This window comes from Agrobacterium sp. FDAARGOS_525 (assembly GCF_003938925.1).
Lineage (GTDB): Bacteria > Pseudomonadota > Alphaproteobacteria > Rhizobiales > Rhizobiaceae > Agrobacterium > Agrobacterium pusense.
In genome coordinates, this window is sequence record NZ_RKIU01000004.1 from 1,991,705 (window position 1) to 2,017,622 (window position 25,918).

General features: G+C 60.4%; 24 protein-coding genes. 9 read left to right on the forward strand and 15 right to left on the reverse strand.

Features of this window, described 5'->3' with window-relative positions:
• Positions 1–23: 23 nt before the first annotated feature.
• On the forward strand, positions 24–1,601 hold the full coding sequence (locus EGT36_RS25660) for an FGGY-family carbohydrate kinase (protein ID WP_108081567.1): 1,578 nt from the start codon (positions 24–26) through the stop codon (positions 1,599–1,601).
• A 103-nt stretch (positions 1,602–1,704) separates the two neighbouring features.
• Here EGT36_RS25660 and EGT36_RS25665 read toward each other — a convergent pair whose 3' ends face one another.
• Positions 1,705–2,538: a MurR/RpiR family transcriptional regulator gene (locus tag EGT36_RS25665; protein WP_051634323.1), complete on the reverse strand. Its 834-nt coding sequence runs from the start codon at positions 2,536–2,538 to the stop codon at positions 1,705–1,707.
• A gap of 295 nt (positions 2,539–2,833) precedes the next feature.
• On the opposite strand from EGT36_RS25665, the gene EGT36_RS25670 reads away from it, so the two are divergent.
• Positions 2,834–3,571 carry a sulfate transporter family protein gene (locus EGT36_RS25670; protein ID WP_004445244.1) on the forward strand — a complete coding sequence of 246 codons (738 nt, stop codon included), beginning with the start codon at positions 2,834–2,836 and terminating at the stop codon, positions 3,569–3,571.
• On the opposite strand, the gene nth is transcribed toward EGT36_RS25670, so the two are convergent.
• Positions 3,533–4,315, reverse strand: coding sequence for an endonuclease III (nth, locus tag EGT36_RS25675; protein WP_004445242.1), 783 nt, complete (start codon positions 4,313–4,315; stop codon positions 3,533–3,535). The genes EGT36_RS25670 and nth overlap by 39 nt on opposite strands.
• A gap of 37 nt (positions 4,316–4,352) precedes the next feature.
• On the opposite strand from nth, the gene EGT36_RS25680 reads away from it, so the two are divergent.
• On the forward strand, positions 4,353–4,835 hold the full coding sequence (locus EGT36_RS25680) for a DUF2244 domain-containing protein (RefSeq protein WP_125271319.1): 483 nt from the start codon (positions 4,353–4,355) through the stop codon (positions 4,833–4,835).
• 217 nt (positions 4,836–5,052) lie between these two features.
• A complete protein-coding gene (locus EGT36_RS25685) occupies positions 5,053–5,925 on the forward strand; it encodes a methylated-DNA--[protein]-cysteine S-methyltransferase (RefSeq protein ID WP_034496818.1) in 873 nt (290 codons plus the stop codon).
• A 67-nt stretch (positions 5,926–5,992) separates the two neighbouring features.
• On the opposite strand, the gene EGT36_RS25690 is transcribed toward EGT36_RS25685, so the two are convergent.
• Positions 5,993–6,967, reverse strand: a complete 975-nt coding sequence (locus EGT36_RS25690) for a sugar-binding transcriptional regulator (RefSeq protein WP_044459383.1) — start codon at positions 6,965–6,967, stop codon at positions 5,993–5,995.
• Between the two features lie 205 nt (positions 6,968–7,172).
• Here EGT36_RS25690 and tal point away from each other — a divergent pair, with 205 nt between their 5' ends.
• A complete protein-coding gene (tal, locus tag EGT36_RS25695; RefSeq protein ID WP_034496814.1) occupies positions 7,173–8,138 on the forward strand; it encodes a transaldolase in 966 nt (321 codons plus the stop codon).
• A gap of 103 nt (positions 8,139–8,241) precedes the next feature.
• Here the strand turns inward: tal and EGT36_RS25700 are convergent, their stop codons facing one another.
• Positions 8,242–9,009 carry an IclR family transcriptional regulator gene (locus EGT36_RS25700; protein ID WP_034496812.1) on the reverse strand — a complete coding sequence of 256 codons (768 nt, stop codon included), beginning with the start codon at positions 9,007–9,009 and terminating at the stop codon, positions 8,242–8,244.
• Between the two features lie 205 nt (positions 9,010–9,214).
• On the opposite strand from EGT36_RS25700, the gene EGT36_RS25705 reads away from it, so the two are divergent.
• Positions 9,215–9,946: an SDR family oxidoreductase gene (locus tag EGT36_RS25705; RefSeq protein WP_004445231.1), complete on the forward strand. Its 732-nt coding sequence runs from the start codon at positions 9,215–9,217 to the stop codon at positions 9,944–9,946.
• Between the two features lie 56 nt (positions 9,947–10,002).
• Here the strand turns inward: EGT36_RS25705 and EGT36_RS25710 are convergent, their stop codons facing one another.
• From EGT36_RS25710 to EGT36_RS25730, 5 genes are all read right to left on the reverse strand, one after another.
• Positions 10,003–10,176, reverse strand: a complete 174-nt coding sequence (locus tag EGT36_RS25710) for a DUF1328 domain-containing protein (protein ID WP_003499086.1) — start codon at positions 10,174–10,176, stop codon at positions 10,003–10,005.
• Between the two features lie 108 nt (positions 10,177–10,284).
• A complete protein-coding gene (locus EGT36_RS25715; RefSeq protein WP_107327605.1) occupies positions 10,285–11,139 on the reverse strand; it encodes a metal ABC transporter permease in 855 nt (284 codons plus the stop codon).
• Positions 11,136–11,996 carry a metal ABC transporter permease gene (locus EGT36_RS25720; protein WP_125271320.1) on the reverse strand — a complete coding sequence of 287 codons (861 nt, stop codon included), beginning with the start codon at positions 11,994–11,996 and terminating at the stop codon, positions 11,136–11,138. Before EGT36_RS25720 ends, EGT36_RS25715 begins: the two co-directional genes overlap by 4 nt.
• Positions 11,989–12,885, reverse strand: coding sequence for a manganese/iron ABC transporter ATP-binding protein (locus EGT36_RS25725; protein WP_286084340.1), 897 nt, complete (start codon positions 12,883–12,885; stop codon positions 11,989–11,991). The genes EGT36_RS25720 and EGT36_RS25725 overlap by 8 nt, the downstream gene beginning before the upstream one ends.
• Positions 12,882–13,772, reverse strand: a complete 891-nt coding sequence (locus EGT36_RS25730; RefSeq protein WP_072493047.1) for a metal ABC transporter substrate-binding protein — start codon at positions 13,770–13,772, stop codon at positions 12,882–12,884. Before EGT36_RS25730 ends, EGT36_RS25725 begins: the two co-directional genes overlap by 4 nt.
• Positions 13,773–14,056: 284 nt before the next feature.
• On the opposite strand from EGT36_RS25730, the gene EGT36_RS25735 reads away from it, so the two are divergent.
• Positions 14,057–14,992, forward strand: coding sequence for a hypothetical protein (locus EGT36_RS25735; RefSeq protein ID WP_246751698.1), 936 nt, complete (start codon positions 14,057–14,059; stop codon positions 14,990–14,992).
• Positions 14,993–15,246: 254 nt separating this feature from the next.
• Here the strand turns inward: EGT36_RS25735 and lysS are convergent, their stop codons facing one another.
• The 6 genes from lysS to EGT36_RS25770 all read right to left on the reverse strand — a co-directional run bounded on the left by lysS (position 15,247) and on the right by EGT36_RS25770 (position 22,697).
• Entirely contained in the window at positions 15,247–16,746 is a 1,500-nt protein-coding gene (gene lysS / locus EGT36_RS25740) for a lysine--tRNA ligase (protein ID WP_004445220.1), read from the reverse strand.
• A 252-nt stretch (positions 16,747–16,998) separates the two neighbouring features.
• Complete coding sequence (gene gltX, locus EGT36_RS25750) at positions 16,999–18,456, reverse strand: glutamate--tRNA ligase (protein WP_125271322.1); 1,458 nt, start codon at positions 18,454–18,456, stop codon at positions 16,999–17,001.
• A gap of 213 nt (positions 18,457–18,669) precedes the next feature.
• Positions 18,670–20,442: an SLC13 family permease gene (locus tag EGT36_RS25755; protein WP_125271323.1), complete on the reverse strand. Its 1,773-nt coding sequence runs from the start codon at positions 20,440–20,442 to the stop codon at positions 18,670–18,672.
• A 114-nt stretch (positions 20,443–20,556) separates the two neighbouring features.
• Entirely contained in the window at positions 20,557–20,973 is a 417-nt protein-coding gene (locus EGT36_RS25760) for a hypothetical protein (protein WP_022562749.1), read from the reverse strand.
• 97 nt (positions 20,974–21,070) lie between these two features.
• The gene (locus EGT36_RS25765; RefSeq protein ID WP_004445214.1) at positions 21,071–21,817 is read right to left on the reverse strand and encodes a TerC family protein; all 747 of its coding nucleotides are present in this window, start codon (positions 21,815–21,817) and stop codon (positions 21,071–21,073) included.
• Positions 21,818–22,010: 193 nt separating this feature from the next.
• Positions 22,011–22,697 carry a TetR/AcrR family transcriptional regulator gene (locus EGT36_RS25770; RefSeq protein WP_004445213.1) on the reverse strand — a complete coding sequence of 229 codons (687 nt, stop codon included), beginning with the start codon at positions 22,695–22,697 and terminating at the stop codon, positions 22,011–22,013.
• Between the two features lie 163 nt (positions 22,698–22,860).
• On the opposite strand from EGT36_RS25770, the gene EGT36_RS25775 reads away from it, so the two are divergent.
• Together EGT36_RS25775 and EGT36_RS25780 are read left to right on the forward strand one after the other, a co-directional pair.
• On the forward strand, positions 22,861–24,072 hold the full coding sequence (locus tag EGT36_RS25775) for an HlyD family secretion protein (RefSeq protein ID WP_004445212.1): 1,212 nt from the start codon (positions 22,861–22,863) through the stop codon (positions 24,070–24,072).
• Between the two features lie 34 nt (positions 24,073–24,106).
• The gene (locus tag EGT36_RS25780; protein WP_077986917.1) at positions 24,107–25,690 is read left to right on the forward strand and encodes a DHA2 family efflux MFS transporter permease subunit; all 1,584 of its coding nucleotides are present in this window, start codon (positions 24,107–24,109) and stop codon (positions 25,688–25,690) included.
• Positions 25,691–25,918: the final 228 nt, after the last annotated feature.

Sequence of the window (25,918 nt, forward strand, 5' to 3'; positions counted from 1 at the left end):
GCGCAAGGGATGGAATTGCAGTCTTGAAGCGTCAAAATCTCGTCGCTGTCGATGTCGGCACCGCCAGCGCCCGGGCCGGCATTTTCGATGCGGCCGGCCGGCTGCTTGCCCGCGCCACCCATCCGATCCTGATGCAGAGGCCGCAGGAAAACCACGCCGAACATGATTCCACCGACATATGGAAGGCAGTCTGCATCGTGGTAAGGGCAGCGCTTGCCGAGGCGGGTGTTCCGCCGCAAAGCATTGCTGCAATCGGTTTCGATGCCACCTGTTCGCTCGTCATCCGCGATGGGCGGGGTGAGCCGGTTTCGGTATCCGTGACCGGGGAAGACCGGTTCGACACCATCGTCTGGCTCGATCACCGGGCGATATCGGAGGCCGACCGGCTGACGGCATCGGGACACCGGGTGCTGGATTTCGCCGGCAACAGCGTCTCGCCGGAAATGCAGATGCCGAAGCTGATGTGGCTGAAGCAGCATATGCCTGAGAGCTGGTCGCGCATGTCCTTCGCCTTCGATCTGGCGGATTTCCTGACGTGGAAAGCGACCGGTTCAGCAAAACGTTCAAATTGCACGCAGACGGCGAAGTGGAATTTTCTTGCGCAGGAAAATCCCGGCTGGCAGGCGGATTATCTCGAACTGGCGGGGCTTGCCGACTTGAGAGATCGGGCGGGGCTCCCCGAAACCACCGTGATGCCGGGAGAAAGCATCGGTCCGCTTTCGCCCGAAGCTGCAGCCGAGCTTGGTCTCGACACCGGTTGTCAGGTCGCTGCGGGCATGATCGACGCCTATGCCGGCGCGCTGGGGGCGCTGGGCGGATGCCTGTCTGCCGATGTTGGCCGCCATGTTGCGCTGATCGCCGGGACTTCGAGCTGCCTTGTTGCGGTGTCGGAGCGGCAGATGCCCGGCCATAGCCTCTGGGGCCCCTATTGGCAGGCGATCCTGCCCGGGCACTGGCTGGTGGAGGGCGGGCAATCGGCCACCGGCGCGCTGCTCGATCATATGGTACGCATGCATGCGGCGGGCGGGGAGCCGGATACGGCGCTGCATGCCCGCATCGTTGCGCGGGTAACGGAATTGCGGGCGCTTGAGGGCGAGGCCTTTGCCGAGCGGCTGCATGTGCTGCCGGATTTTCACGGCAACCGCTCGCCGCTTGCCGATCCGCACGCCGTCGGCGTCATCAGCGGGCTGACATTGGATACGTCTTTCGACAGCCTCTGCCGTCTCTATTGGCGCACCGCCGTGGCGATTGCGCTCGGCGCGCGCCATGTGCTCGATGCGATGGAGCGTTTCGGTTATGCCGTGGAGAGCCTGCATGTCACTGGCGGACACGTGAAAAACCCGCTGCTGATGGAGCTTTATGCCGATGTGACCGGCAAGCGCATCGTGGTTCCCGCCACCGCCGATGCGGTGTTACTGGGCACGGCAATGACAGCGGCAACCGCCGGCGGGGTGCATGCAAGCCTCGCGGCTGCTGGCGCCGCCATGTATCCCGGCAACGCGGAAATATCAGGCGATCCGGCGCGGGGACCACGTTATGAGCGGGATTATCGCCGTTTTCTCGCCATGTACCGGCATCGTCAGGAGCTGGAAAGCCTTTGACTTATCAGCGTGGAATTTTTGCTGACGGATGCCGCGCGATTCTTCTCCGGCGGGAGAAGAAACAGGTGGTGGCCACTCGATCCTGTCGCGTGCCAAGCGCAGATCAGCCGCGTAGCGAGCGCTTCAGCGCGGCAAAGTTTTTCGCCCGCGCTTTTGTTGCGTCATCGGCCCCGGCGCTTAGCGCGCAGAGGGTGAATTCCAGCAGGGAAACCAGTTGCAGCAAGCCTTGGCCGCCATTTTGCGCCTGCGGCATGGCGAGACAGAGGTCGGCACTTTCCGGACCCCATTCGTAAAAGCGCGTGGTGATCAGCAATGTGCGATAGCCGCTCTTGCGCGCCATTGCAGCCAAGCGCTGCAGCGGTGACAGGCTGCCGCCGCAATCCATGATGACGAGCAGGGTCTTCGCGGCGTCGAAATCCCACAGGGCAACATAGGCGGCGCTGTCGCTGCCGAGATAATGGATGTGCCCCCGGCTTTCGAGAAGACGCGCGTAGAAATGCCGCCCGGCATCGAGACCTTCCGGCGAGGTTGCCAGAAAGACATCGCCCGTCGTGGCGATCTCGTTCATGGCAAGCCGCCAGATTGACTGGGACGTCATGTCGAAGGCAGTCTGGACGGCCTGGATCTGCTGCGAAAGAAGCTGTGAAAACGGGTTGGACTGGCGTTCGCCGCCTTCCGCCGTTGCGGGCTGGTCCGCGCCGGCGGTTTCTTCGGCATGGCGCAGATCGGCGCGGATATCGCTGAACTGCCGGTATCCCAGCGAGCGCAGGAAACGTCCGACCGTCATCGGGCTGAGGCCGAGCTTCGCAGCCAGCGTCTGCGCCGTCTCGAACGGTAATTCGTCGAGATGTTCGATCAGATATTTGGCGATCTTGCGCTCGGAAGGGGTGCCTGCCTTCATGGCGCGCGTAAGGTTCAACAGCAGCTTTTCCACCAACGCCTCATTCTTATCTTTATTGAACGATGATGCATGCGCGCGCGCAGACAAGCGTGCGAACCGCAATTTGACGGTGGGGGATAGCTTTTCCGGCCTTGTCCTCCACCGGACCGGAATGCGAATTATGATAGGTATATTATTATATTTTAGAGATACCTTTTATTCAAGAGAAATTCCATCTCCGGTTTAGATCGCGCTAATCTACCTTTTGGGTCCCCGTCTTGCGCAGGATGGGGTCATCGCCTATCTCCTCCTGAGAGAGTGCCCCAACCCGAGAAGCTTCAAGGAGTTCCGAATGATTTTTGATGCGGCGCGGCTCGCCTTCCAAAATCTCTTTGCCGCCGAAACCCGGTCGGTATTCTGGAAGGTACTGGGGCTCACCCTTCTCGTGCTCGCGGCCCTGTGGTTCGCCATCCGCTCGATCTTCATCTATTTCGCCCTGCCATGGATAGATGCGCTGATTCCCGGCGTGCCGGACTGGGCGGGCTGGCTGAGCTTCGTTTTCGCCATTTTCGCCGGAATAGGGCTGGCTTTGGCACTGGCGCTGCTCATCTCGCCGGTCACTGCCGTCATCGCCGGCCTGTTTCTCGACGATGTTGCCGAAGTGGTTGAAAAAAAGAGCTATCCGGACGATCCGCCCGGCAAGGCGATGCCGATGGGCGAGGCCGTGCTCTCCTCCATCAAGTTTTTCGGCGTTGTCATTGCCGGCAACCTCATTGCGCTTTTTCTGCTGCTTGTTCCCGGTATCAACCTCATCGCGTTTTTTCTGGTGAACGGTTACCTGCTCGGCCGGGAATTCTTCGAATTCGCGGCGATGCGTTTCCGCTCGCCCGCTGACGCCCGGCTGTTCCGGGTAAAACACCGCACCACCGTCTTCATGGCCGGGCTGGTCATTGCGGCCTTTCTGGCGGTTCCATTCCTCAACCTGCTGACGCCGCTTTTTGCGGCCTCCATGATGGTGCATCTGCACAAGGCTGTCAGCCGCCGCGACCCTTCATTCGCCGCCAGCCGAACCGAACAGCTGCGCGGGTAATTCCACCAGCGGCGCCGGAATATCGAAGGTCTTTTCCGGCGATTTGCAGATATCGGCGATCACGCAGCGCTCGCATTCCGGCTTGCGTGCCTTGCAGCAGTAACGCCCGTGCAGGATCAGCCAGTGATGCGCATGGAACAGATATTCTTCGGGAATGATGCGGATCAGCCGGTCTTCAACCTCGTCAGGGGTCTTGCCCGGCGCAAGACAGAGCCGGTTGGCGATGCGGAACACATGTGTGTCCACCGCAAGCGTGGGCACGCCGAAGGCCATCGACATCACCACATTGGCCGTCTTGCGGCCCACACCGGGAAGCGTCACCAGTTCGTCGCGGGTCTTCGGCACCTCGCCGCCGAAATTGTCGATCAGCATCTGCGACAGGGCAATGACGTTCTTCGCCTTGTTACGGTAAAGCCCGATGGTCTTGATGTAACCGATCAGTTCTTCCTCGCCGAGCGCCAGCATCTTTTCCGGCGTATCGGCCACCCTGAACAGCGCGCGGGTGGCCCGGTTCACGCCCACATCGGTCGCCTGTGCGGACAGCGCCACAGCCACCAGCAGGGTGAAGGGATTGGTATGTTCCAGCTCGCCTTTCGGTTCCGGCCGCTGGATGGAAAAGCGGCGGAAGATTTCGCTGAGCTCCTCCCTGGAATAGGCCGTCTTCACCCGCGCCGGCCTGCGCGCGGCTGCCGGATTTGACTTTTTCAAGGTTTGGGTGCTGGATCGTTTCTTGGCGATTGTCATGGATTATCTATAGCCAGCCCGCCCAAAGGAAAGCAACGTGGATACGCTCAACGACCAGCCGATTTTCGCGGCGGAACTCGTTCCGCACCGTTCGCTTGGCCGCCGCGGTTTCCGGCTCCTTCTCATCCTGTCGGGATTTGCCTGCCTGATCTATGGCGGCTTTTTCTTCGCCACTGGAGCGTGGCCGATCGGCCTGTTTTTCGGACTGGATTTTCTGCTGCTTTATATCGCTTTCCGCGCCAATTACCGGGCGGCCAAGGTGCGGGAGGAGGTCAGCGTCTCGCGCACCAGCCTGTCGATCCGAAAATTCTCCCCTGCCGGACGAATGGTGGAGCATCGCTCCAATCCGTTCTGGGCGCGTTTCAGGGTGAGGCGGCATGACGAGATCGGCATCGTCTCGATGCATGTGACGGGCGAGGGCCGGGCGACCGACATCGGCTCGTTCCTCAATCCGGATGATCGGGAAAGCTTTGCCAAGGCGTTTGGCGGTGCGCTGGCGACGGTGCGGCGGCGGATGTAAGAGGATAATCCAGCTCTCCCTCCGTCATTCCGGCCCTGAGCCGGAATCCAGCCGACGCGCGTCGGCGCGGCGGAAAAGACTCCTTTCAGCCCAAGGACTTGGGCTGGCTGGATACCGGCTCGAGGCCGGTATGACGGTAGAAATGGAGCAGGGCGCAAGAAACGGGTGGAGACGACCACGCTTTAATGGTTTTCTCTTAACCGTTAGGAGATTTGCGATGAACGCCAATATTGCGCTGAACGAAGACATCACCCCCATCGGATCCGATTACGACACGGTGCGCGGGGTCATCGAGCTTTTGACGCTGGATTATCGCGAGCAGCCCTCCCTCGAAGCCATTGCCGCAAGGCTCGGCCAGTCACCGACGCAATTGCAGAAGACTTTCACCCGCTGGGCCGGCCTTTCGCCCAAGGCATTCCTTCAGGCTGTAACGCTCGATCATGCCAAGCGGCTTTTGCGCGAGGAGGATCTGCCGCTGCTCGAAACCTCGATCGAGGTCGGCATGTCGGGGCCGGGACGCCTGCACGACCTCTTCGTCACGCATGAAGCCATGTCGCCCGGCGAATGGAAGGCGAAGGGCGGCGGGCTGACGATCCGTTACGGGTTCCACGCCTCGCCCTTCGGTCTTGCGCTGGTCATGGTGACCGATCGTGGCCTTGCCGGCTGCGCTTTTGCCGATCCGGGTGAGGAGAGGGCCTGTTTTGAGGACATGGCCGGCCGCTGGCCGAATGCGGATTATGTCGAGGATCGCGAAGCGACCGCGCCTTATGCCGCCCGTATCTTCGATCCGTCAATGTGGTCGGCGGACAGGCCGCTGCGTGTTGTGCTGCTCGGTACGGATTTTCAGGTGAGGGTATGGGAAAGCCTCCTCAAAATCCCGATGGGCCGCGCGGTCACCTATTCGCACATCGCCTGTGATATCGGCCAGCCCACCGCCTCCCGCGCGGTGGGTGCCGCAGTGGGGGCAAACCCGGTGTCCTTCGTCGTTCCCTGCCATCGCGCTGTCGGCAAAAGCGGGGCTCTAACGGGTTACCATTGGGGCCTCACTCGCAAGCGGGCGATGCTGGGCTGGGAAACGGGAAAGGTGTGAGGCTGGTCTCCCTCATCCCTGTGTTTGTCACAGGAATGAGGGATGTCTGAGTAGTGCCTGACAACGCCTAAACCAGCGCCATCAACGCCCGCGCCGCCGCCTCGTCCGTTATCAGCGTATTGCAGCCGATCCGCTTGATCGTGGCGCGGATGGCGATGGCGCGGTGGGCGCCGCCGGAGGCAAGCACGATGTGTTTGGCCTTGCGCAGCGTATCGAGATCGATCGCCATGGCGCGCTGGTTGATTGGGTGATCGACCGAGCGGCCCTCGGCATCGATGAAGTTGAACATGGTGTCGCAGACGCAGCCGGCGTCAATGAGTTCGCGCAGCGTCTCCCTGGAGATGAAACCTTCCGACAAAGATGTGGAGTGCGGGCCGATATCGCCGCAGGAGACGATGGCAAGATCGAGCGTTTCGGCGAGATCGTACAGCGTTGCAAGCCCGCATTTTTCGATCAGCGCCCGTTTGGTCTCAACCGAATCCACCAGCAGCGGTGCGAGGAACATGTAACATTCAGCGCCGAGCGCGCTCGCCAGCCGCCAGGTGTAATCGAGCGGGTTGGTCTGGTGCACGGCGACGATACCGCCGAGCAGCGAAACGACCTTGCAGTTCTCCCGGCGCGGCGGGCGGAAGCTGGAAAGCGAGGCGGTCATGGTGCGACCCCAGCCAACGCCGATGGTGGCGCCATTCGGCACCGCTTCGGAGAGGAACTGCCCGAGCGCCAGCCCGACGGCCTTGGCGGTGCCTTCGGCACTGGCTTTGTCTGGAGAGGGGATGATCACGGCCTCGTCCAGCCCGTAAGCCGCCTCAAGCTGGCCGGCCAGCGAGACGAAATCTTCGATGCCCTCATTGATCCATATCTGCACTTCGGAGCGCTTCATCGCTTCGTCCAGCAGGCGGATGACGGTGGAGCGGCTGATACCCAGTTTTTCGGCGACATCTTTCTGCGTCATGCCCTGGTTATAATAGAGCCATGCCGCCCGCAGCCGCAGCGAAGCCGCTTCCGAATAGGCCGTATGGGTTTCTCTTCTCAGTTTCGCCACGGTTTCCGCCATTCATTGTGTTTGCCGAGTATCGCAGGCATGAAACTTATGTCAATTGCGATGCGCAAATGTCTTGACTTTCGACCGTGCCGCTTGCGATAGTCAAAGCCGACGAAACCGCGATTTCGGCCTTGGGCGCACCCATGGTGCGGGAACGAAATGACGGCTGAGCAAGTTTTCAAGAGATCATGAAGGATCATTCGATATGACATCCAAACTCGAACAACTTCGCGCCATCACCACGGTCGTTGCCGACACCGGCGATATCGAGGCGGTTGCCCGCCTGAAGCCGGTGGATTGCACCACCAACCCGACCATCGTTCTGAAGGCGCTTGGCACGCCGGCATTTGCCGATGCGGTCAAGGAAGCCGTCGCCTGGGGCAAGAAGCAGGGCGGTCAGTCCGACGCCGTTGTTGCCGCCGTTGCCGATCGACTGGCCATCTCCGTGGGGGCAGCGCTTGCCGGCCTCGTGCCGGGCCGCGTATCGACCGAAGTCGATGCCGACCTTTCATTCGATACCGAAGCCTCCATCACGAAGGCCCGCCACATCATTGCCGCCTACAAGGAGCGCGGCATCGAGCGTGAACGCATCCTCATCAAGCTTGCTTCCACCTGGGAAGGCATCAAGGCTGCCGAAGTGCTGCAGTCCGAAGGCATCGACTGCAACCTGACGCTCCTTTTCTCGCAGGCTCAGGCGATTGCCTGCGCCGAAGCCAAGGTCTTCCTCATTTCGCCCTTCGTCGGCCGTATCCTTGACTGGTACAAGAAGTCGACCGGCGAAAACTACACCGCCGAGACCGATCCGGGCGTCGTTTCCGTGCGCAGCATCTACAACTACTACAAGGCCAATGGCATCAGCACCGTCGTCATGGGCGCGTCCTTCCGCAACGTCGGCGAAATCGAAGCGCTTGCCGGTTGCGACCGCCTGACGATCAGCCCGGCGCTGCTGGAAGAGCTGGACAAGGATACCGGCAAGCTGGAGCGCAAGCTTTCGGCAGAAAACGTCAAGGCCGAGCCGCTGCAGTCGCTGGACGAGAAGGCATTCCGCTGGGCGCTGAACGAAGACGCAATGGCCACCGAGAAGCTCTCGGAAGGTATCCGCCTCTTCGCCAAGGATCTGGTGACGCTGCGCGAAATGGTGCGCAAGGAACTGACGGCCGCCGCCGCCTGACGAAAAAAGGGGGAACCATCCACGTTCCCCCGACGTTTACGAGACATAAATCTCCAGTCAACTGAAACGCGATCGGGTCCCTGCCGGTCGCGTTTTTTTGTGCTCAGATAGTGCCCGTCACGATCTCGGAGATACGTTTTGCTGCCTCGCGGATCAACACCTCGCAGGCCTCGCGTGTGGGCGCCTTGCCGCCAAGAGGGGTAATATAGGGGCAGGTGATCACGGCCAGCGCGGTGCCATCGAGCGTCAGCACCGGAGCGGAAATATTGCGGACCCCGGCGGTCTGGAGGCTGTCCATCGATTCGAAGCCGTTCTTGCGCACCTCTGCCAGCCGATCGGCAAGACCCTGCGGTATGGTCTCGCCGCTGCCGCGCACCTGTTCGGTTATCATGATCTGGCGCTGCGCTTCTGTCTGGAAGGCCAGAAGCACGTGGCCCGAGCCGGTGTGGAACAGGCTCATCTGCGCGCCGACACGCATGGACATGGCCCAGTAGGTGGATGATTCCTGTTGGGCAATGACCACAACGCTGCCGCGATCATGGACCGCCAGATGGCAGGCCTGCTCCGCACTCGCCGAAAAATCGCGCATGACAGGGGCTGCGAAGGAAACCAGCCGGCGGATCGGCGCATGGAAATGCGCCAGCCCGAACATCTTCAGCGTCAAAGAGAATCGATCGCCGTCAAGCCGCTGCACATAACCCCGGCGCACCAGCCGGTCCAGCATGCGGTAAAGCTCGTTGGGGCTCTTTCCGATGGACTTGGCGATCTCGATCTGTGTCAGCCCGCCATCGGTGCGGGCCAGAAGTTCGAGAATGTCCAGGCCCTTGTCGAGGGCGGGAGCGCGATATCTTTCGCTGTCGTCGTCGGTCATCTGGCCTCGATGATGATGGTGTGTATGGTCGCCGGCGCCGGGCTGAGCCTGAAAATAGGCTTGCCCTATACCGGCCGTCCACGCAAGTTTGCTTGACGCCATATGAATACCGCGTTTACATATGAATTGTCGATCCATATTTGAGATCACTGAAATTCAACGGCTCGGCCCCGGCAGGCGGGCGTGCCTTAGCGGGAGGCTATTCATGGTGCAGGATTTTAACGGCCGGACAGTGGTGATCACCGCGGCCGGTCAGGGTATCGGGCGGGCGGCGGCAGAGCGGTTCGTGTCGCTCGGGGCGCGCGTCATCGCCACCGATATCAATGAGCAGGCGCTTTCTACGCTCAAGGGGGCAGAGACGCGGGTTCTGAACGTGCTCGACGGCGATGGCGTAAAAGATTTTGCCGCCGATATCGGCCATGCGGATGTGCTGTTCAACTGCGCCGGTTTTGTTCATTCCGGCACCATCCTCGAGTGTGAAGAGAAGGACTGGGATTTCTCCTTCGACCTCAACGCAAAGGCCATGTACCGTACCTGCCGCGCTTTCCTGCCCGGCATGCTGGAGAAGGGAAAGGGCGCAATCGTCAACATGTCCTCGGTTGCTTCCAGCGTAAAGGGAGTGCCAAACCGGTTTGCCTACACCGCTTCCAAGGCCGCCGTTGTGGGCCTGACCAAGGCGATTGCGGCGGACTTCGTAACAAAGGGCATTCGTTGCAACGCCATCTGCCCCGGAACGGTGGATAGCCCTTCGCTGCACGATCGTCTGCGCGCCACCGGCAATTACGAACAGGCTCTTGCAGATTTCATCGCGCGCCAGCCTATGGGCCGCATCGCTACGCCGGAAGAGATCGCAGCGCTCGTCACCTACCTCGCGTCAGACGAAGCAGGTTTCACCACCGGCCAGATCCATGTCATTGATGGCGGCTGGACGGGCTGACGGATTTCAAGGGAGAGAGGAGGGCGACCGGCGTGACAACCGGTCGCCTTTTTCATTCAGACGACGGCGCTTCCGGCCATCAGCGCAAGCACGAGGAAGACCAGGAAGATCACCACGGCGATGAAGAACAGAATGCGGGCCACGCCGGCTGCAGCTGCCGAAATGCCGGTAAAGCCGAACACGCCTGCGATCAAAGAAATGACAAAGAAAATAAGAGCCCATTTAAGCATGGCGCTTCCCCTTTTGCGAAATTTTCCCGAGCCGCCGCCCCGCGACAGGCTCGATAAAATGACGCGCAAAAGGAGAAAATGTTCCACGCGCCCGTAAAAATCGTTCTTTTATATTGCCGTCTCACGGGCCGTGTCGGTACGGCGGGTTTTCCAGATGGTGCGGACGAATGTCGCGACGAAGGTGACGCTCATGAAGAGCACGATCGTGGGGGCGGGAGCGCTGTCGATCAGGAAACTCAGCCATATGCCCGCAAGCGACGAGGCGACCGCCACCGCAATGGCCACCAGCAGCATGGCGGAAAAACGCCGGGTCAGCAGGAAGGCGATTGCGCCCGGTGCGACGAGCATGGCGACGGAGAGAATGATGCCAACCGCCTTCAGCGCGCCGACTACGGTGAGCGACAGCACCATCAGCAGGCCATAATGCAGCACACGCACGGGCAGGCCGATGGCTCTTGCATGTTGCGCATCGAAGGCGTTGACCAGCAGGTCCTTGCGCAGGATGCCGAGAAACAGGGTGGCGAAAAGCGCGATCACGCCCGTCTCCAGCATGTCCAAGGGCGCGATGCCGAGCATGTCGCCGAAGAGGATATGGTCGAGATGTACGTCGCTCTGCACCTTCACGTAAAGCACCAGTCCCAGCCCGAACATGCCGGAAAAGACGATGCCGAGCACCGTATCCTCCTTGATGCGGCTGTTTTCCTTGATGAAACCGGTGCCGAGGGCACATATCATGCCCGCGATGAAGGCCCCGATGGAAAGCGGGATGCCAACGATATAGGCCACCACCACGCCGGGCAGCACGGCATGGGAAACGGCGTCCCCCATCAGCGACCAGCCCTTCAGCACCAGAAAACAGGAGAGCATTGCCATGGGCACCGCGATCATCAGCGTGATCAGGAAGGCATATTGCATGAAAGGCAGCTGAAACGGCAGTATGGCCAGTTCGAGATATTCACTCATGGCGTTTCCTCCAGCGCCCTGCGCGCCTTGGCGCGCGAGGCGAGCAGGCCGTGTTTGGGTGCAAAGACGAAGGCGGCAAGGAAGATCGCCGTCTGTAGCACCACGATGACGCCGCCGGTCGCGCCATCGAGAAAATAGCTGAGATAGGCGCCGATGAAGCTGGTGGCCGCGCCGATGATGAGGCTCATCAGGATCAGCCGCTCGAAACGGTCGGTCAGGAGATAGGCAGTAGCGCCCGGCGTCACCACCATGGCGACGACGAGGAAAGCGCCGACAGTCTGTAGGGCGGCAACCGTAGAGGCGGCCAGCAGGGTGAAGAAGATCACCTTCAGCGCTTCCGGTTTCAGCCCCACGGTGCGGGCGTGGTTCTCATCGAAGAACACCACCATGAAGTCGCGCCATTTCAGCGAAAGCACAAGGAGGCTGATACCGCCGATCAAAGCCAGCTGGATGGTGTCTTCAGCAGTGATGGCGAGGATATTGCCGAGCACGATGGTCTGGATATTCACCGAGGTCGGCGAGAGCGATACCATGAACAGGCCAAGCCCGAAAAACGAGGTGAAGATCAGGCCGATAATCGCATCTTCCTTGAGCCGTGCCTTCTGATTCAGAAACAGCATGGACCCGGCCGCCAACCCGCCGGAGAGAAACGCGCCGAGCGAAAAGGGCAGGCCCAGCATATAGGCTCCGGCAACGCCGGGAACGATGGCATGGGAAAGCGCATCGCCGATCAATGACCAGCCCTTCAGCATCAGATAGGCCGAGAGAAAGCCGCAGACACCGCCCACCAGTGCGCTGACCCAGATGGCGTTCAACATGTAACCATAGGTGAAAGGCTCAAGAAGGGTCTCAATCATCGGCTTTCTCTTTCGGAGCCTCAGAATCGCCCCTGTCCTGGCCATTTTTGCCGTAGATCACGAAGGGCCGCTCGTCATCGGTTATGACCTTCAGGCGGCGCGGATCGGCGTCGCTATGCAGGTCTGCCCCGCCGAGAACGAAGTGGCGCAGGCTGCCGCCGAAAGCCCTTTGCAGGTTTTCCTCTGTAAAGGTGTCGCTTGTTTTGCCCGACGCCAGAACCGTACCCTTGACGAAGACGGCGCGGTCGCAGAATTCCGGAACGCTGCCAAGATTGTGGGTGGAGACCAGCATGACGCGGCCCTCGTCGCGCAGCGCCTTCAAAAGCGCGACTATCTGCTCCTCCGTCGTCACGTCGACACCGGTGAAAGGTTCGTCCAGCAGAATCACCTGCCCTTCCTGCGCCAGCGCGCGGGCCAGAAACACTCGCTTCTTCTGCCCGCCGGAGAGTTCGCCGATCTGGCGCTTGCGATAATCGAGCATGTTGACGCGTTTCAGCGCCTCTTCCACCATCTGGTGATCGCGCTTCGAGGGGATGCGCAGGAAATTCATGTGGCCATAACGGCCCATCATCACCACGTCCTCCACCAGCACCGGAAAGCTCCAGTCCACCTCTTCCGCCTGCGGCACGTAAGCGACGAGGTTTTTCTTCAGCGCCTCCTTCACCGGCAGATCGAAGATCGAGACGGAACCGGTGGCCAAAGGAACGAAACCCATGATCGCCTTGAAAATCGTGGACTTGCCGGCGCCGTTGACGCCGACAAGTGCCGTGATCGTTCCGCGAGGAATGGAGAAGCTGGCATCTCTTAATGCGGTGTGGCCGTTGCGATAGGTCACTGTCGCATTTTGAACCGTCAGGCCACCGCCTGATTTTCTACCCCCCATTCTCATGAAGACAGTCCCTTGGCGATTGTTTCGCTCGTCACACGCAGCAGGTCCAGGTAAGTCGGGACGGGCCCATCAGCCTCGCTCAGCGAATCCACATAGAGAATGCCGCCATAGGCCGCACCGGTTTCCTTGGCCACCTGCTGGGCGGGATCGGCGGAAACGGTGCTTTCGCTGAAGATGACGTGGATATTATGCTCGCGCATGGCGTCGATCACACCCCGAACCTGCTGGGGCGTGCCCTGACTGTCGGCGTTGACCGGCCAGAGGAACAATTCCTTCAGGCCGAAATCGCGGGCGAGATAAGAAAAGGCGCCTTCACTTGTCACCAACCAGCGCTTGTTTTCCGGAAGGGCCGAAAGTTCATTGCGGATCGGCTGCACCGTGGCCCTGATCCTGTCCGAATAGGCCTTGGCATTGGCGGCGTAGACATCGGCGTGGGCGGGGTCGATCTCGCTCAGGCCCTTGCGAATATTTTCGACGTAGATCAAGGCGTTATCGGGAGACATCCAGGCGTGCGGATTGGGCTTGCCCTGATAGGCGCCGCCGCTGATCGCCATGGGCTTCACACCATCGCTCACCGTCACATCAGGCACGCCGGAGAGGTTAGTCAGGAATTTCTCGAACCACAATTCCAGATTGAGTCCGTTGCGCAGCACCAGATCGGCCTTGCGGGCCTTCAGAATGTCGCGGGGCGTCGGCTGGTAATTGTGGATTTCCGCGCCGGGCTTGGTGATGCTTTCCACCTCGGCCGCGTCACCCGCTACGTTGCGCGCCATATCGGCGATGATGGTGAAGGTGGTCACGACAACAGGTTTTTCCTGGGCAAAGCCGACGCCCGGAAGAAAAAGCGAGAAAGCGAAAATGGCGTGGCGGAATTTATGGACGTTCACGTGCTCACCAGATTTTGTTGCGACTAATTCGCAATACCATCTGTTATAAAATCACCTTTGTCAACGCTATTGCAAATCATTCGCAAATCTTGAGATTTCTGAAATGTCCGAAAATAATGCGCTTTTGCGGGTATCTTGCCTGCGGGATTAAACTTTTTTCAATGAGAAAGCGGCACTATCGGAAGGCTCGGACAGCGTGGTCCGAAGCTTATCCCGCGTGTGTTCCTCATCCTTCGAGCCACGTTTCCGGGGTGAGGGCGAGAGGCGGGGTACTTGATGTCAGGATGTTGCGGGTGAAAGCTGTATTCGGACGAATGCGGTTTTCGCGCAAGCTCGTTATGATTGGAGGCGGGATCCTGCTTTTGGCAGGCGCGACCGGTTCCGCTGCCGTGTTCATCGGCAGCGAGCGGCTGCTTGGCCCATCCTATGCCTCCACCAACGGGCTTTCCTGCGACGCAGTCCAGACAGTGAATATCCGCAAGAACGGCTCGCTATGGGTACGCAAATTCATTCGCACCGAAGGCGGAGACGGCACGGAGCGGTTGAAAACCGCCCTGCGCGTCGCCAAAGCGGTTTACGACAAACAGAAGCCCGATCTGGTTCAGGTCTCCGTGCTTGACAGGAACGGCCCGCAGCTGCGTTCGGAAATGCGCGGCCGGGCCATTGCCGCACAGGTGGTCTTCATTCCGGATACGGCGAAAATTCCCGAGGGCGCCGAGGCCCGCCGTTATTCAGCCTTCTATTATGACGGCGCAGCAAATGGCAGCGGCCAGTTTTACGGTCTGCGCATCGATCTGCCGCTTGAAGATACCGAAGCCATGGCTGCCAGCCTCAGCGACTTCGCCGATTGTGCGACGCCGGTTGCGGAGCCGGAAGCGGGCGGCCACGAGGGCAAGTCCGCCAAAGGTCACGGCGAAAGCAAGGGCGGGGCCAGCGGCGAACATGACGCTGCGCCAACGGAGCCCGGCCATGGCGAAACTGCTCCGGAAGCACATGACGAAACTCCGTCTCCCGAAGCGCATGGTGAGACCGTCACCGACGAGCTTCTGACCTCGACACCGGAAGCCGAGGGCAGCAGCATCTTCAGCCTGTCCTATCTGAAGTCACTGATCTTCGGAAAAGGCTCGACCACCGCGCAGGCGGCGGAGGAAAAACCGATGGACGGAGAGGCGGCGGTGGCAGAGGAAGCTGCTGGCGAAAAGGCCAAGGCGGGGCATTGAGAGGGATTCGGCTGTTGCCTAGGCGTTCCTGTTTCATGCCGGCGGTAGGTTCCGCCGACGCTGCCTTGTCATGCTTGCCCGACGTCATCCTTGGGCTTGCCCCACGCCTCTAAGCACGTCAACAAAATCGCTACGTTAGCAAATCCTCGGGACAAGCCCGAGGATGAGGTTGAGTGAATATTCACCTTTCAGCGCCAACTTCAAGGGGATTGCAGCTTGCCCGGAAATTCGAACCGGGCAGCGCTCCTGGTGCCTCAATCCGCCTTGTTGCGGCGGGCCGGGAAGAGAATGACGTCGCGGATCGACGGGGCGTTGGTCAAAAGCATGATCAGGCGGTCGACGCCGATGCCGAGGCCGCCGGCGGGTGGCATGCCCTGGTCGATGGCGTCGAGGAACTCGTCGTCCAGCTGCTTGTCCTTTTCGCCGCGGGCGTGCGCCTGTTCCAGCTGCTCCACCATGCGGCGGCGCTGTTCTTCGGGATCGTTGAGTTCCGAGAAGGCGTTGCCCACTTCCCAGGCGTTGCAATAGCTTTCGAAACGCTCGACGAGGCGGGGTTCGCCCGGCACTTCCTTGGCGAAGGGCGAGATGTCTTTCGGAAAGTGCGTGACGTGGCTCGGCTGGATCAGCGTGCCTTCCACCTTCTCTTCGAAGATGAAGGCAAGGCATTCGCCCCAGGTCCAGTCCTTCTCGACAGCAAAACCGGCGGCCTTGGCGGCAGCTCGGGCTTCTTCGTCGGTCTTGATGGCGAGGAAGTCGATACCGGTTGCTTCCTTCACCGCATCAGGCATCGGCACGCGCTTGAACGGACCCTTGAACGAGATCGTCTGGCCCTGGAATTCCACCTCTGTGGTGCCGTGGAGCGAGATCGCCAGCGTCTCGAACAGCCGCTCAACGAGACCCATGATGTCCTCGTAGTCGGCATAGGCCCAGTAGCACTCCATCATGGTGAATTCAGGATTGTGCCGTGTGGAGACGCCTTCGTTGCGGAAGTTGCGGTTGATTTCAAAAACCTTGTCGGACAGGCCCGAAACCAGCGTGCGCTTCAGGAACAGTTCCGGCGCGATGCGCAGATACATGTCCATCTTCAGCGTGTTGTGGAAGGTCTTGAACGGGTCGGCCGTTGCACCGCCATAGACGGTCTGCAGCATCGGCGTTTCGACTTCGAGGAAGCCTTCGGCTTCCATGAAGCGGCGGATGCCGGAGAGAATCTTCGAGCGCTGCAGGAATCGCAGCTTGGATTCCTCGTTGGAGAGAATGTCGAGGTGGCGCTTGCGGTAACGCAGCTCGATGTCGGAGACGCCGTGCCATTTCTCGGGCATCGGCAGCAGCGACTTCGTCAGCATGGTGATTTCTTCGGCGTTGATCGTCAGCTCACCGCGCTTGGTGCGGCGCACCTTGCCGGTCACGCCGATGATGTCGCCGATATCGATCATCGGCAGCAGGTTGCGCGCCGCTTCCGGCGTCGTATCCTTGTGGCTGAAGATCTGCACCTTGCCCGAGGCGTCATGAATATCCATGAACATGCCGGAATTGCGCGAGGAATAAACGCGCCCCGCCACCGTCACCGTATCACCGGTCTCGACGTCGGCTTCGATATCGGCATATTTTTCCGCCAGCTCGGCATTGCTCATCGTGCGGTGGAAATGCGCCGGATAGACGTCGCCGATCTGCTCGCGCAGCAGCGCAAGTTTCTGGCGGCGCACTTCTGTTGCGTCGGAGGACAGGGCGGTGGTTTCGGTCTTGGTGTCGGTCATCGTGTTCGCCTTTAGCGGGCTTGTTCGTTGCGGTTACCCTTGGCGCTCTGGGTTACCCCCCCCTCTGTCCTGCCGGACATCTCCCCCTCAAGGGGGGAGATCAGATGCCGCGCCCGCCCGTTCCATGGGCAAGGTGTCAGCCGCTTGTCGATCTCCCCCCTTGAGGGGGAGATGCCCGGCAGGGCAGAGGGGGGTGAGCCCCAGGCAAAGGGCGTATTCTAAAATGCTGCCGTCACCGCCAGCACGTCATCATCAGCTTCCGCTGCCAACCATCGTGGCCACAACGGCGATCGCAGCCTTCAGGCGCTGGCGCACGACGGAGCGGCCGAGCAGCGCCATCGAGTCAAACAGCGGCAGCGAGCGCGACGATCCGGACATGGCGACGAAAAGCGGCGGCGTAACGACGCGCAGCTTCTTGCCGGTGCGTTCGGCCACATCGCGCAGCTCGGCCTCGATGGCTTCCACATTCCAGTCAGGCATCTTTTCGAGGTCTGCGGCAACCGTGGTGAGGATTTCGTGGATTTCCTCCGGCTTGCTCTTCAGCCCGGCAAAGGAAGCGGGCGTCAGGCCAGCATCGCCTGCGAGCAGGAAGCCGGCAAGGTTCGGCAGCTCGCCGAGTTTGGAAACGCGGCTCTGCGCAAGCTTCAGGCCCTCGGTCAGGCGGGAATTCTCCATCGCCCATTCCAGTGTGCGGGCAATGAACTCTTCCGGCGAAAGCTTTTCGCGCAGCCAGCGGCCGTTCAGCCAATCCAGCTTCTGAATGTCGAAAATGGCGCCGGCCTTGGAAAGCGCTTCCGGGTCGAACTTCGCGGCGAGCTCGTCCATGGTGAGAAGTTCTTCGCCCTCTGCGATCTGGATGAAGAACAGGCCGAGGAAGTTCATCAACGCTTCCGGCAGGTAGCCGAGCGCGGAATAATAGGAGATCGAGGTCGGGTTCTTGCGCTTGGAAAGCTTCGACTTGTCGGCATTGCGCATCAAAGAAAGATGCATGAACACCGGCTCCTGCCAGCCGAAATAACGGTAAAGCAGGATGTGCTTGGGCACAGACGCCAGCCATTCTTCACCGCGCGCCACATGGCTGATCTTCATCAGATGGTCGTCGATGACGTTGGCCATGTGATAGGTCGGCATGCCGTCGGCCTTGATCAGCACCTGCATGTCGACGGAATCCCACGGGATCGAGACATCGCCATAAACGCCGTCATGGAAATCGCACGAGCCTTCGGTCGGGATTTTCATGCGCACGACGTTGGGCTCCCCGGCCGCGACGCGCGCGGTCACTTCCTCGGCCTTCAGGTTGAGGCAGTGACCGTCATATTTCGGCGGCTTGCCGGCGGCGCGCTGGGCCTCGCGCATCTGCTCCAGCCGCTCGGGCGTGCAGAAACAGCGGAAGGCATGGCCCTTTTCCAGCAGCTCTTCGGCATAGGGCCAGTACATCGCCTTGCGCTCTGACTGGCGGTAGGGACCGTAAGGGCCGCCGACATCGGGGCCTTCCGACCAGGTAAGGCCGGTCCAGCGCAGGGCTTCCAGCACCTTCTGCTCATATTCCAGGGTCGAGCGGGTGGCGTCGGTATCCTCGATGCGCAGGATGAACTCGCCGCCGTGTTTCTTGGCGAAGAGATAGTTGAACAGCGCGATATAAGCGGTGCCGACATGCGGCTCGCCGGTGGGGGAAGGTGCGATGCGGACGCGAACGCCGGAAGTGGTCATGAATTTCACTCGTCGTGACGTGGCGGTGACATCGGGGCGGTTCCACCCTGATACCACGGAGTTTTCGTTTGGATGCGGCAGGACATCATGTCGAAAGGCGAAAGGAAAGTGCCTTTTTCATATTCCCGTTCGGCTTGGGCTTAGGCCATATTCTGCCGCAGGCGTCAAGGAAATATGGAGTCTTCAGAGGTCGGCCGGTCCTGCCGGCTGGCTTCAGTTGACCGGCCAGACGTAAAGCAGCATGGGAATGCTGGCGAGGACGATCATGATCGATAGCGGCAGGCCAAGCCGCGGATAGTCGCTGAAACGATAACCGCCAGGACCCATGACCAGCGTATTGCACTGGTGCCCGATGGGGGTGAGGAAATCGCAGCCCGCGCCGATCGCCACCGCCATCAGGAAGGCCTCCGGCCGGAAACCGAGCGTGGTGGCAAAACCGGCGGCGATGGGGGCCATGACCAGCACCGTTGCGGCATTGTTGAGGAAGGGCGTAACCGCCATGGCGGTGAGCAGGATCATGCCGAGCGCGGCAAAGGGCGGCAGGCCCTGAGCCGCGCTGCCGAGCCAGGCGGCGATCAACTCGCTGGCGCCGCTGGTGCGCAGCGAGTCGCTGACGGGAATGAGGGCGGCGAGCATGACGAGGATCGGGCCATCGACGGATTTGTAGACTTCGGTAAGCGGAATCGCGCCGACGACGATCATCATGAAGGCGGCTGCGAAAAAGGCGACCGAGACCGGGACCAGACCGCTGCCGGCCGCGATCATGGCGGCGGCGAGTACGATGACCGGCAAAAGCGCGCGGCGCTGTACGCCGAGCAGAATCTCCCGCTGCGCCAGCGGCAGCAGCGAAAATTCCTGCAGCACCTGCGGCAGGTTCTTGCGGCTGCCCTGTAAAAGGATGACGTCACCCGCCTGCAATGTCAGTTCCGAGAGGCGCTGGCTGACACGCTGGCCGCGCCGGCTGACTGCGATGAGATTGACGCCGCGCGTGTAGGAGAGCGCGAGTTCACGCGCCGAAATGCCGTTCAGAACGGATTCATTGCTGATGACGGCTTCCATCGAGATGAGATCGGCGGTCTTCTGGCCGTTCTCCATCAGGGGCTTGCCGGAAAGCAGCAACTTTGCCTGGGAGACGATGCGGTCGAGCCCCTCCGGGCTGCCTTCGAGCATAACCGTATCGCCCGCCTTCAGCGTCACATCGGGGAAGGGCGAGATGCGCCGCGGCCCGCGCAGGATGGTGCTGGCAATGACATCACCATCGGCCTGCTTGAGAAGCTCGCGCAGCGGCTTGTCCGAAAAGGTGCTGTCTGCGGGCAGCGTCGCTTCGGCTGTATAGGCGGATTGGTCGAGAATATCCTCAACGGAGGCCTTTTCCCGGTTGCGCACCGGCAGCAACCGATAACCGAAGGTCAGAAAGATGATGCCGATGACGGTGAGGCCAGCCCCAACCGGCGTGAAATCGAACATCGAGAAGCTCTCACCGGTCATCTCCTCACGCAGGCGCGAGACGACGATGTTCGGCGATGTGCCAATCTGCGTCATCAGCCCGCCCAGCAAGGCGGCAAACGCCATGGGCATCAGGTAATAGGAAACCGGGCTTCCTGATTTGCGGGCGAACTGGAACGCGACAGGCATCATGATGGCGAGTGCGCCGATGTTCTTGATGAAGGCCGACATGACGGCGACGACGATCATCAGGAAGGCGAGCTGCAGGCCTTTTGAATGCATCTCGGGGAAATATTTCTTGATCGTCATGTCGACGATGCCTGAACGCGCCACCGCCGAACTGACAACCAGCGCGCTGCCGACGATGATGACGATATCATCCGAAAAGCCGGAAAATGCCTTGTCGAAAGGCACGACGCCGAGTGCTACAGCCACCAGCAGCGCGCTGCAGGCGACGACGTCATAACGAAACCTGTCCCAGATGAAGGCCACCATCATGCCGGCGATGACGGTGAAGGCGAGAATCTGGTCTGTCGTCATTTGTGCGGGTTACTTTCGCATGCGGGGGATGGAATCGTATTTGCTTTTTTTGTCAGGGACCTGCTCATCAACGCAAGTGCGGGGCGGGAGTTCCTCGTGTCTGCGCACATCATTTCATTGCTTAAAAAATGCCTCGATAAAACGTGTTGCCTCGTCAGATATGCCGACGATCTTGTCTGTCGCCTGGCGGTAAAGTTTGAAATTGAGTTCGGTCTCAGGCTGCCCGTCCTCCCAGTCCCGGAAATCCCGCAACTGTGCCCGGCCGAGAGGACGCCAGGCCGTTGCCGTTCTCTTTATGGTGAGATCGACCCGGGGCGTTTGGCGCGCGATGCCCGGTCTGCGGGCAATTGCCCGGGTGGCTGTCACGACGCCGCTCGCAATGAGGCCGTGCCCGCCCTCATTTTCGCTGGCAAACAGGAAAACAGTATCGCCCGCCATGATGGTCTTGCCGCCATACATGGTTTTCTGCGCGGTGAATGCGAAAGTTTCCGCGTCGGGGTCTGAGATTTCCGCTTTAATGACGAAAGCCATGTTCTCGTCCCTTCGGGCGATGCCATGTGTCGGCCCCCTTGGTCCGGTTATGCAAGGCCCGCATGCTGCGGGCCCTACCAGTCGTTGCAGCTATCACTCAATGCAGCTGTTTGTTCTTTCGCCTCGCATTGCGCGCCAGCATGTTGAGCAGTTCCACCAGTGCCGAGAACGCCATGGCGGCATAGACGTAGCCCTTGGGAACATGGAAGCCCATGCCTTCGGCGATCAGTGTCGTGCCGATCATCATCAGGAAGGCGAGCGCCAGCATGACGATGGTGGGGTTGCGCTCGATGAAATTGGCGAGCGGCGTTGCGGCCAGCAGCATGACTGTCACGGCCACGATGACGGCGACGATCATGATCGGCAGGTGAGGGGTCATGCCGACGGCGGTGATGATGCTGTCCACCGAGAAGACGAGGTCGAGCAGCAGGATCTGGCCGATGGCGGCGCCGAAATTCATGCCCACAGGGCCGCCCACCAGGTCTTCCTTGTGGTCTTCCGGGTCGACATTGTGGTGAATTTCCTTGGTCGCCTTCCAGACGAGGAAGAGACCGCCGGCGATGAGGATCATGTCCTTCCACGAGAATGGGTGGCCGAAGGCTTCGAAGACCGGTGTGGTGAGCTGCACAATCCAGGCGACGGTACCAAGCAGGCCAAGGCGCATGACGAGCGCGAGGCCTATACCGATCTTGCGGGCTTTTTCGCGCTGTTCAGGCGGCAGCTTGTTGGTGAGAATGGAGATGAAGATCAGGTTGTCGATGCCAAGCACGACCTCCATGACGATCAGTGTGACGAGCGCCACCCAGGCGGCGGGGTCCGACAGAAGAGGGAGAATGGACTCCATCAGGTATGTTTTCCTTTCAGCAACAAGGCCAGCCGATATATTCGGTGGGTGGAATTTATAGCGCAATACGCGAGAAACAAGGAGATAGCTCCTGTGTTTGGCAAGATTTCATCGAAATTTCGCGCAAACCGCGTATCGGGCGCCATTGCCTTGCCGGCCCGATGCCGGTCAGGCCGTCCCTTGCTGAATGGTCTCAGGCCTTGTCTGTTCCGTAAGCCGCCATGAATACGTTGATGGCGCTGCTGATAACCCGGTCCAGTTCCTCGTCGGGAACCGGGCCTTCCAGTTCGCCGAACAGCCGCAGCTTGAAGAAGGTGCCGGTGGAAAGCTCGATATATTGCCGGGCGGCCAGTTCAGGATCGTCCACTTTCAGATGGCCGATCTCGACCTGATGTTGGATGAAATCCAGGAGCACGGTGCGCACGTTGTTCGGAGCCGACAGGAAAAAGCGCTGCGCCAGTTTTGGCATGCGATCGATGACGCCGAGCACCGAACGCATGGCGGGGATCATGTCCGAACAGATCATCTTGTTGGCAAAGGCCTTGCCGAACTGCTCCAGCCCCTCGCGCACCTCCTCGGTGCCCTCAAGGATATGGCGCATGGAGGTGGCGAATTCGTTGCGATGGTGATCGACGAGCGCAACGAACAGATCCTCCTTGTTGGAGAAATAGACGTAGATCGTGCCCTTGGAAACGCCCGCTTCACGCGTGATGTCGTTCATGCTGGCCGCATCGAAGCCCTTGCGCTTGAACACACGCCACGCACCTGCCAGAATCTGCTCGCGTTTGGCCGGGTCTTCGCCCGCCGCAAAACGCCCGGCGGCATTGCCCGGACAGCCCGTTTCCGTTTCCGTCTCCATATCCCTGTCTTCACCTGCCATCGCTACCGCCCTCATAGCATCACAACGGCGTAAAAAAAATTAACCGAACGTCGAACCAATCGGTTCGATAACACTTGATATGTGTCAGGAAAGAGATTATGTCAATCGAACCGAACGGTTCAGTTCGAAAAACTTTCTTCAATCTATCACGGTAAGCTCTCTCATGTCGGCCCAGAAGAATAATGCGGTTCGCGCCGTCAACGATGCGGAAGAGGCGGATATCTCCGCCAAGGCCGAGACCTCTCCCGCAAAGCCGGCGGAGGCGCCGTCCCAGCAGCCGCAGGCAGCGCCGGCACCAAAGCAGAAGAAGCGCTCGAAGCTTCTGCCTGTCATTGCCATTGCACTGCTGGCCGGTGCTGGCTGGTACGGTTACAACTGGTGGATCGATGGTCGCTTCCTGGTGTCGACGGACGACGCCTATATCGAAGGTGACATCGCGGTCATCGCGCCGAAGGTTTCCGGTTACGTCGCCAGAGTGAACGTGGTAGAGAACCAGGAAGTCAAGGCGGGCGATCCGCTGGTGACGCTTGACGACGGCGATTATCGTATCGCGCTTGACCAGGCCGAAGCGCAGATCCGCACCGAGGAACTGTCTCTGAAGCGTATCGATGCGCAGATCATCGGCGGCGAAGCGGCGCTCGAGCAGGCCGTTGCCCAGAAGGGCGCGCTGGATGCAGCCCTTCGTGGTGCGGAAATCACCCAGAAGCGCGCAAGCCAGCTGCAGGCAAAGGATGTCGGCACGGTTGCCGCGTCCGATAATGCGCAGGTCGCGCTCGATCAGGCCAAGGCGAATGTCGTGGCCGGCGATGCCGCCATCGCCTCGGCCAAGGCCAATGTGGAGCTCCTGCGCGCCCAGCGTCAGGAGGCGGAAAGCACCATCCGTTCGCTGCAGCTGTCCCGCGACAAGGCGGCCCGCGATCTGTCCTTCACGGTTCTGAAGGCGCCTTATGACGGCGTTATCGGCAATCTCGCGGTACAGAATGGCGATCTGGTGTCTGTCGGCAAGCGTCTGGCTTCGCTGGTGCCGATGAACGAGCTTTATATCGACGCCAATTTCAAGGAAACGCAGCTCGCCCGCGTCGTACCCGGTTCGAAGGTGCGCGTGCATGTCGACGCCTTTGACGACGCGACGATCGAAGGTACGGTCCAGTCGATCTCGCCGGGTTCCGGCTCGGTCTTCTCGATGCTGCCGCCGGAAAATGCCACGGGTAATTTCACCAAGGTCATCCAGCGCGTGCCGGTTCGGATCGTCTTCTCCAAGGAAGACCTCGAAAAGCATAATCTGCGCGCGGGCCTCAGCGTTGTTGTCGATGTCGATACCCGCACGGCGCCGGAAACCACCAGAACGGCGCAAGCTAATCCGCAGGCCAAGTAAGGCGCGTCTTTGACGCACCGTTGAGGGCAAGATCATGGCGGCTACGGTTGTCGGTACGGGCGGGGCGTCCATCCCCGCCGATCCTCCGATGGACAGGCGCAGGCTCATCGCATTCTTCGCGATGGTCTTCGGCATGTTCATGTCCATTCTCGACATTCAGATCGTTTCCGCCTCGCTTGCGGAAATCCAGGCCGGCCTCGGCGCCGGCTCGGATGAGATCGCCTGGGTGCAGACGTCCTATCTGATCGCGGAAGTCATTATGATCCCGCTATCGGGCACGCTGGCGCGCATCCTCTCCACGCGCGTGCTCTTCGCCACCTGTGCTGCGGGCTTCACCATCTCGAGCGCGCTTTGCGCCACTGCCACCAATATCGACCAGATGATCGTTTACCGCGCGATCCAGGGCTTTATCGGCGGCGGCATGATCCCGTCGGTCTTTGCGGCCGCCTTTACCATCTTCCCGCCGTCGAAGCGTTCTGTCGTGTCGCCGATCATCGGTCTCGTCGCCACGCTTGCGCCCACCATCGGCCCGACGGTCGGCGGTTATCTTTCCAACGCCTTTTCCTGGCACTGGCTGTTCCTCGTCAACATCATCCCCGGCATCATCGTCACCATCCTGACATGGAGCCTGATCGATTTCGACAAGCCGGAGCGGTCGCTCTGGAAGAAGTTCGATTGGTGGGGGCTCATCTCCATGGCCGTCTTCCTCGGCTCGCTGGAATATGTGCTGGAAGAGGGTAACAACAAGGACTGGTTTAACGACGAGCACATCGTCATGGGAACGGTCGCCATGGTTATCGGCGCGGTCGTCTTTTTCTGGCGCGCCTTCAAGGTAGAGTTCCCCGTGGTTGATATCCGCGCCTTTGCGGACCGCAACTTCTCCATCGGCTCGCTGTTCTCCTTCGTCATGGGCATCGGGCTTTACGGGTTGACCTATCTCTACCCGCTCTATCTCGGCCGGGTGAGGGGATATGACGCGCTGATGATCGGCGAGACCATGTTCGTGTCCGGCCTTGCGATGTTCTTCACCGCGCCGATTGCCGGCAAGGTCTCCACCAAGCTCGATCCGCGGGCGATGATGGCCATCGGCTTCATCAGCTTCGGCTGCGGCACCTGGATCATGACGCATGTGACGACCGACTGGGATTTCTACGAGCTGCTGATCCCGCAGATCCTGCGCGGTTTCGGCCTGATGATGTGCATGGTGCCGATCAACAACATCGCGCTCGGCACCCTGCCGCCCGCCCGTATCCGCAACGCCTCCGGCCTGTTCAACCTCACGCGTAACCTCGGCGGCGCCGTTGGTCTTGCCGTCATCAACACCATGCTGTCGCAGCGCACGGACGACCATTATGTGCGTCTGGCCGAACATATCAGCTATTCCAACCCCAAGGCGCTGGAATGGCTGAACAGTGTCGGCGCCAACTATGATTCCTACGGGCTGGACGGCGCATCCGTCGCGGTCAAGAAAATGGTTGGCATGGTCTCGCAGCAGGCATGGATTCTAGCCTTCGCCGATGTGTTCTTCGCGCTGACGCTGCTGTTTTCCAGCCTGATCTTCATGACGATCCTGATCCAGAAACCCAAGGCAGCGCCGCCGCCAGACGCGGCGCACTGATAACAATCCCCTCCCATCCACCGCAGAGCTGGGGCCGTCGGAAATGACGGCCCCTTTTTTATATCCGGCCAAAATCCCCATTTCGCCTGTTGCCAGATTTCAACTGTTGATCGCAGCGGGCAAGCCATGTATATCAATTTATGAGGTACGTACCTCAAAGGCGCAAGGGGAGCGAAAACGGGGCCGGGAGGACGGCTGACCGGGATTGTGGCCCCTTGGGCAGGGCGG

Bases quoted from the DNA above. Each gene is read 5' to 3' on its own strand.
- EGT36_RS25670 (WP_004445244.1), top strand. From the start codon at position 2,834: ATGATTTTTGATGCGGCGCGGCTCGCCTTCCAAAATCTCTTTGCCGCC.
- nth (WP_004445242.1), bottom strand. From the start codon at position 4,315: ATGACAATCGCCAAGAAACGATCCAGCACCCAAACCTTGAAAAAGTCA.
- EGT36_RS25685 (WP_034496818.1), top strand. From the start codon at position 5,053: ATGAACGCCAATATTGCGCTGAACGAAGACATCACCCCCATCGGATCC.
- tal (WP_034496814.1), top strand. From the start codon at position 7,173: ATGACATCCAAACTCGAACAACTTCGCGCCATCACCACGGTCGTTGCC.
- EGT36_RS25700 (WP_034496812.1), bottom strand. From the start codon at position 9,009: ATGACCGACGACGACAGCGAAAGATATCGCGCTCCCGCCCTCGACAAG.
- EGT36_RS25705 (WP_004445231.1), top strand. From the start codon at position 9,215: ATGGTGCAGGATTTTAACGGCCGGACAGTGGTGATCACCGCGGCCGGT.
- EGT36_RS25710 (WP_003499086.1), bottom strand. From the start codon at position 10,176: ATGCTTAAATGGGCTCTTATTTTCTTTGTCATTTCTTTGATCGCAGGC.
- EGT36_RS25715 (WP_107327605.1), bottom strand. From the start codon at position 11,139: ATGAGTGAATATCTCGAACTGGCCATACTGCCGTTTCAGCTGCCTTTC.
- EGT36_RS25720 (WP_125271320.1), bottom strand. From the start codon at position 11,996: ATGATTGAGACCCTTCTTGAGCCTTTCACCTATGGTTACATGTTGAAC.
- EGT36_RS25725 (WP_286084340.1), bottom strand. From the start codon at position 12,885: ATGAGAATGGGGGGTAGAAAATCAGGCGGTGGCCTGACGGTTCAAAAT.
- EGT36_RS25735 (WP_246751698.1), top strand. From the start codon at position 14,057: ATGTTGCGGGTGAAAGCTGTATTCGGACGAATGCGGTTTTCGCGCAAG.
- lysS (WP_004445220.1), bottom strand. From the start codon at position 16,746: ATGACCGACACCAAGACCGAAACCACCGCCCTGTCCTCCGACGCAACA.
- gltX (WP_125271322.1), bottom strand. From the start codon at position 18,456: ATGACCACTTCCGGCGTTCGCGTCCGCATCGCACCTTCCCCCACCGGC.
- EGT36_RS25755 (WP_125271323.1), bottom strand. From the start codon at position 20,442: ATGACGACAGACCAGATTCTCGCCTTCACCGTCATCGCCGGCATGATG.
- EGT36_RS25760 (WP_022562749.1), bottom strand. From the start codon at position 20,973: ATGGCTTTCGTCATTAAAGCGGAAATCTCAGACCCCGACGCGGAAACT.
- EGT36_RS25765 (WP_004445214.1), bottom strand. From the start codon at position 21,817: ATGGAGTCCATTCTCCCTCTTCTGTCGGACCCCGCCGCCTGGGTGGCG.
- EGT36_RS25770 (WP_004445213.1), bottom strand. From the start codon at position 22,697: ATGGCAGGTGAAGACAGGGATATGGAGACGGAAACGGAAACGGGCTGT.
- EGT36_RS25775 (WP_004445212.1), top strand. From the start codon at position 22,861: ATGTCGGCCCAGAAGAATAATGCGGTTCGCGCCGTCAACGATGCGGAA.
- EGT36_RS25780 (WP_077986917.1), top strand. From the start codon at position 24,107: ATGGCGGCTACGGTTGTCGGTACGGGCGGGGCGTCCATCCCCGCCGAT.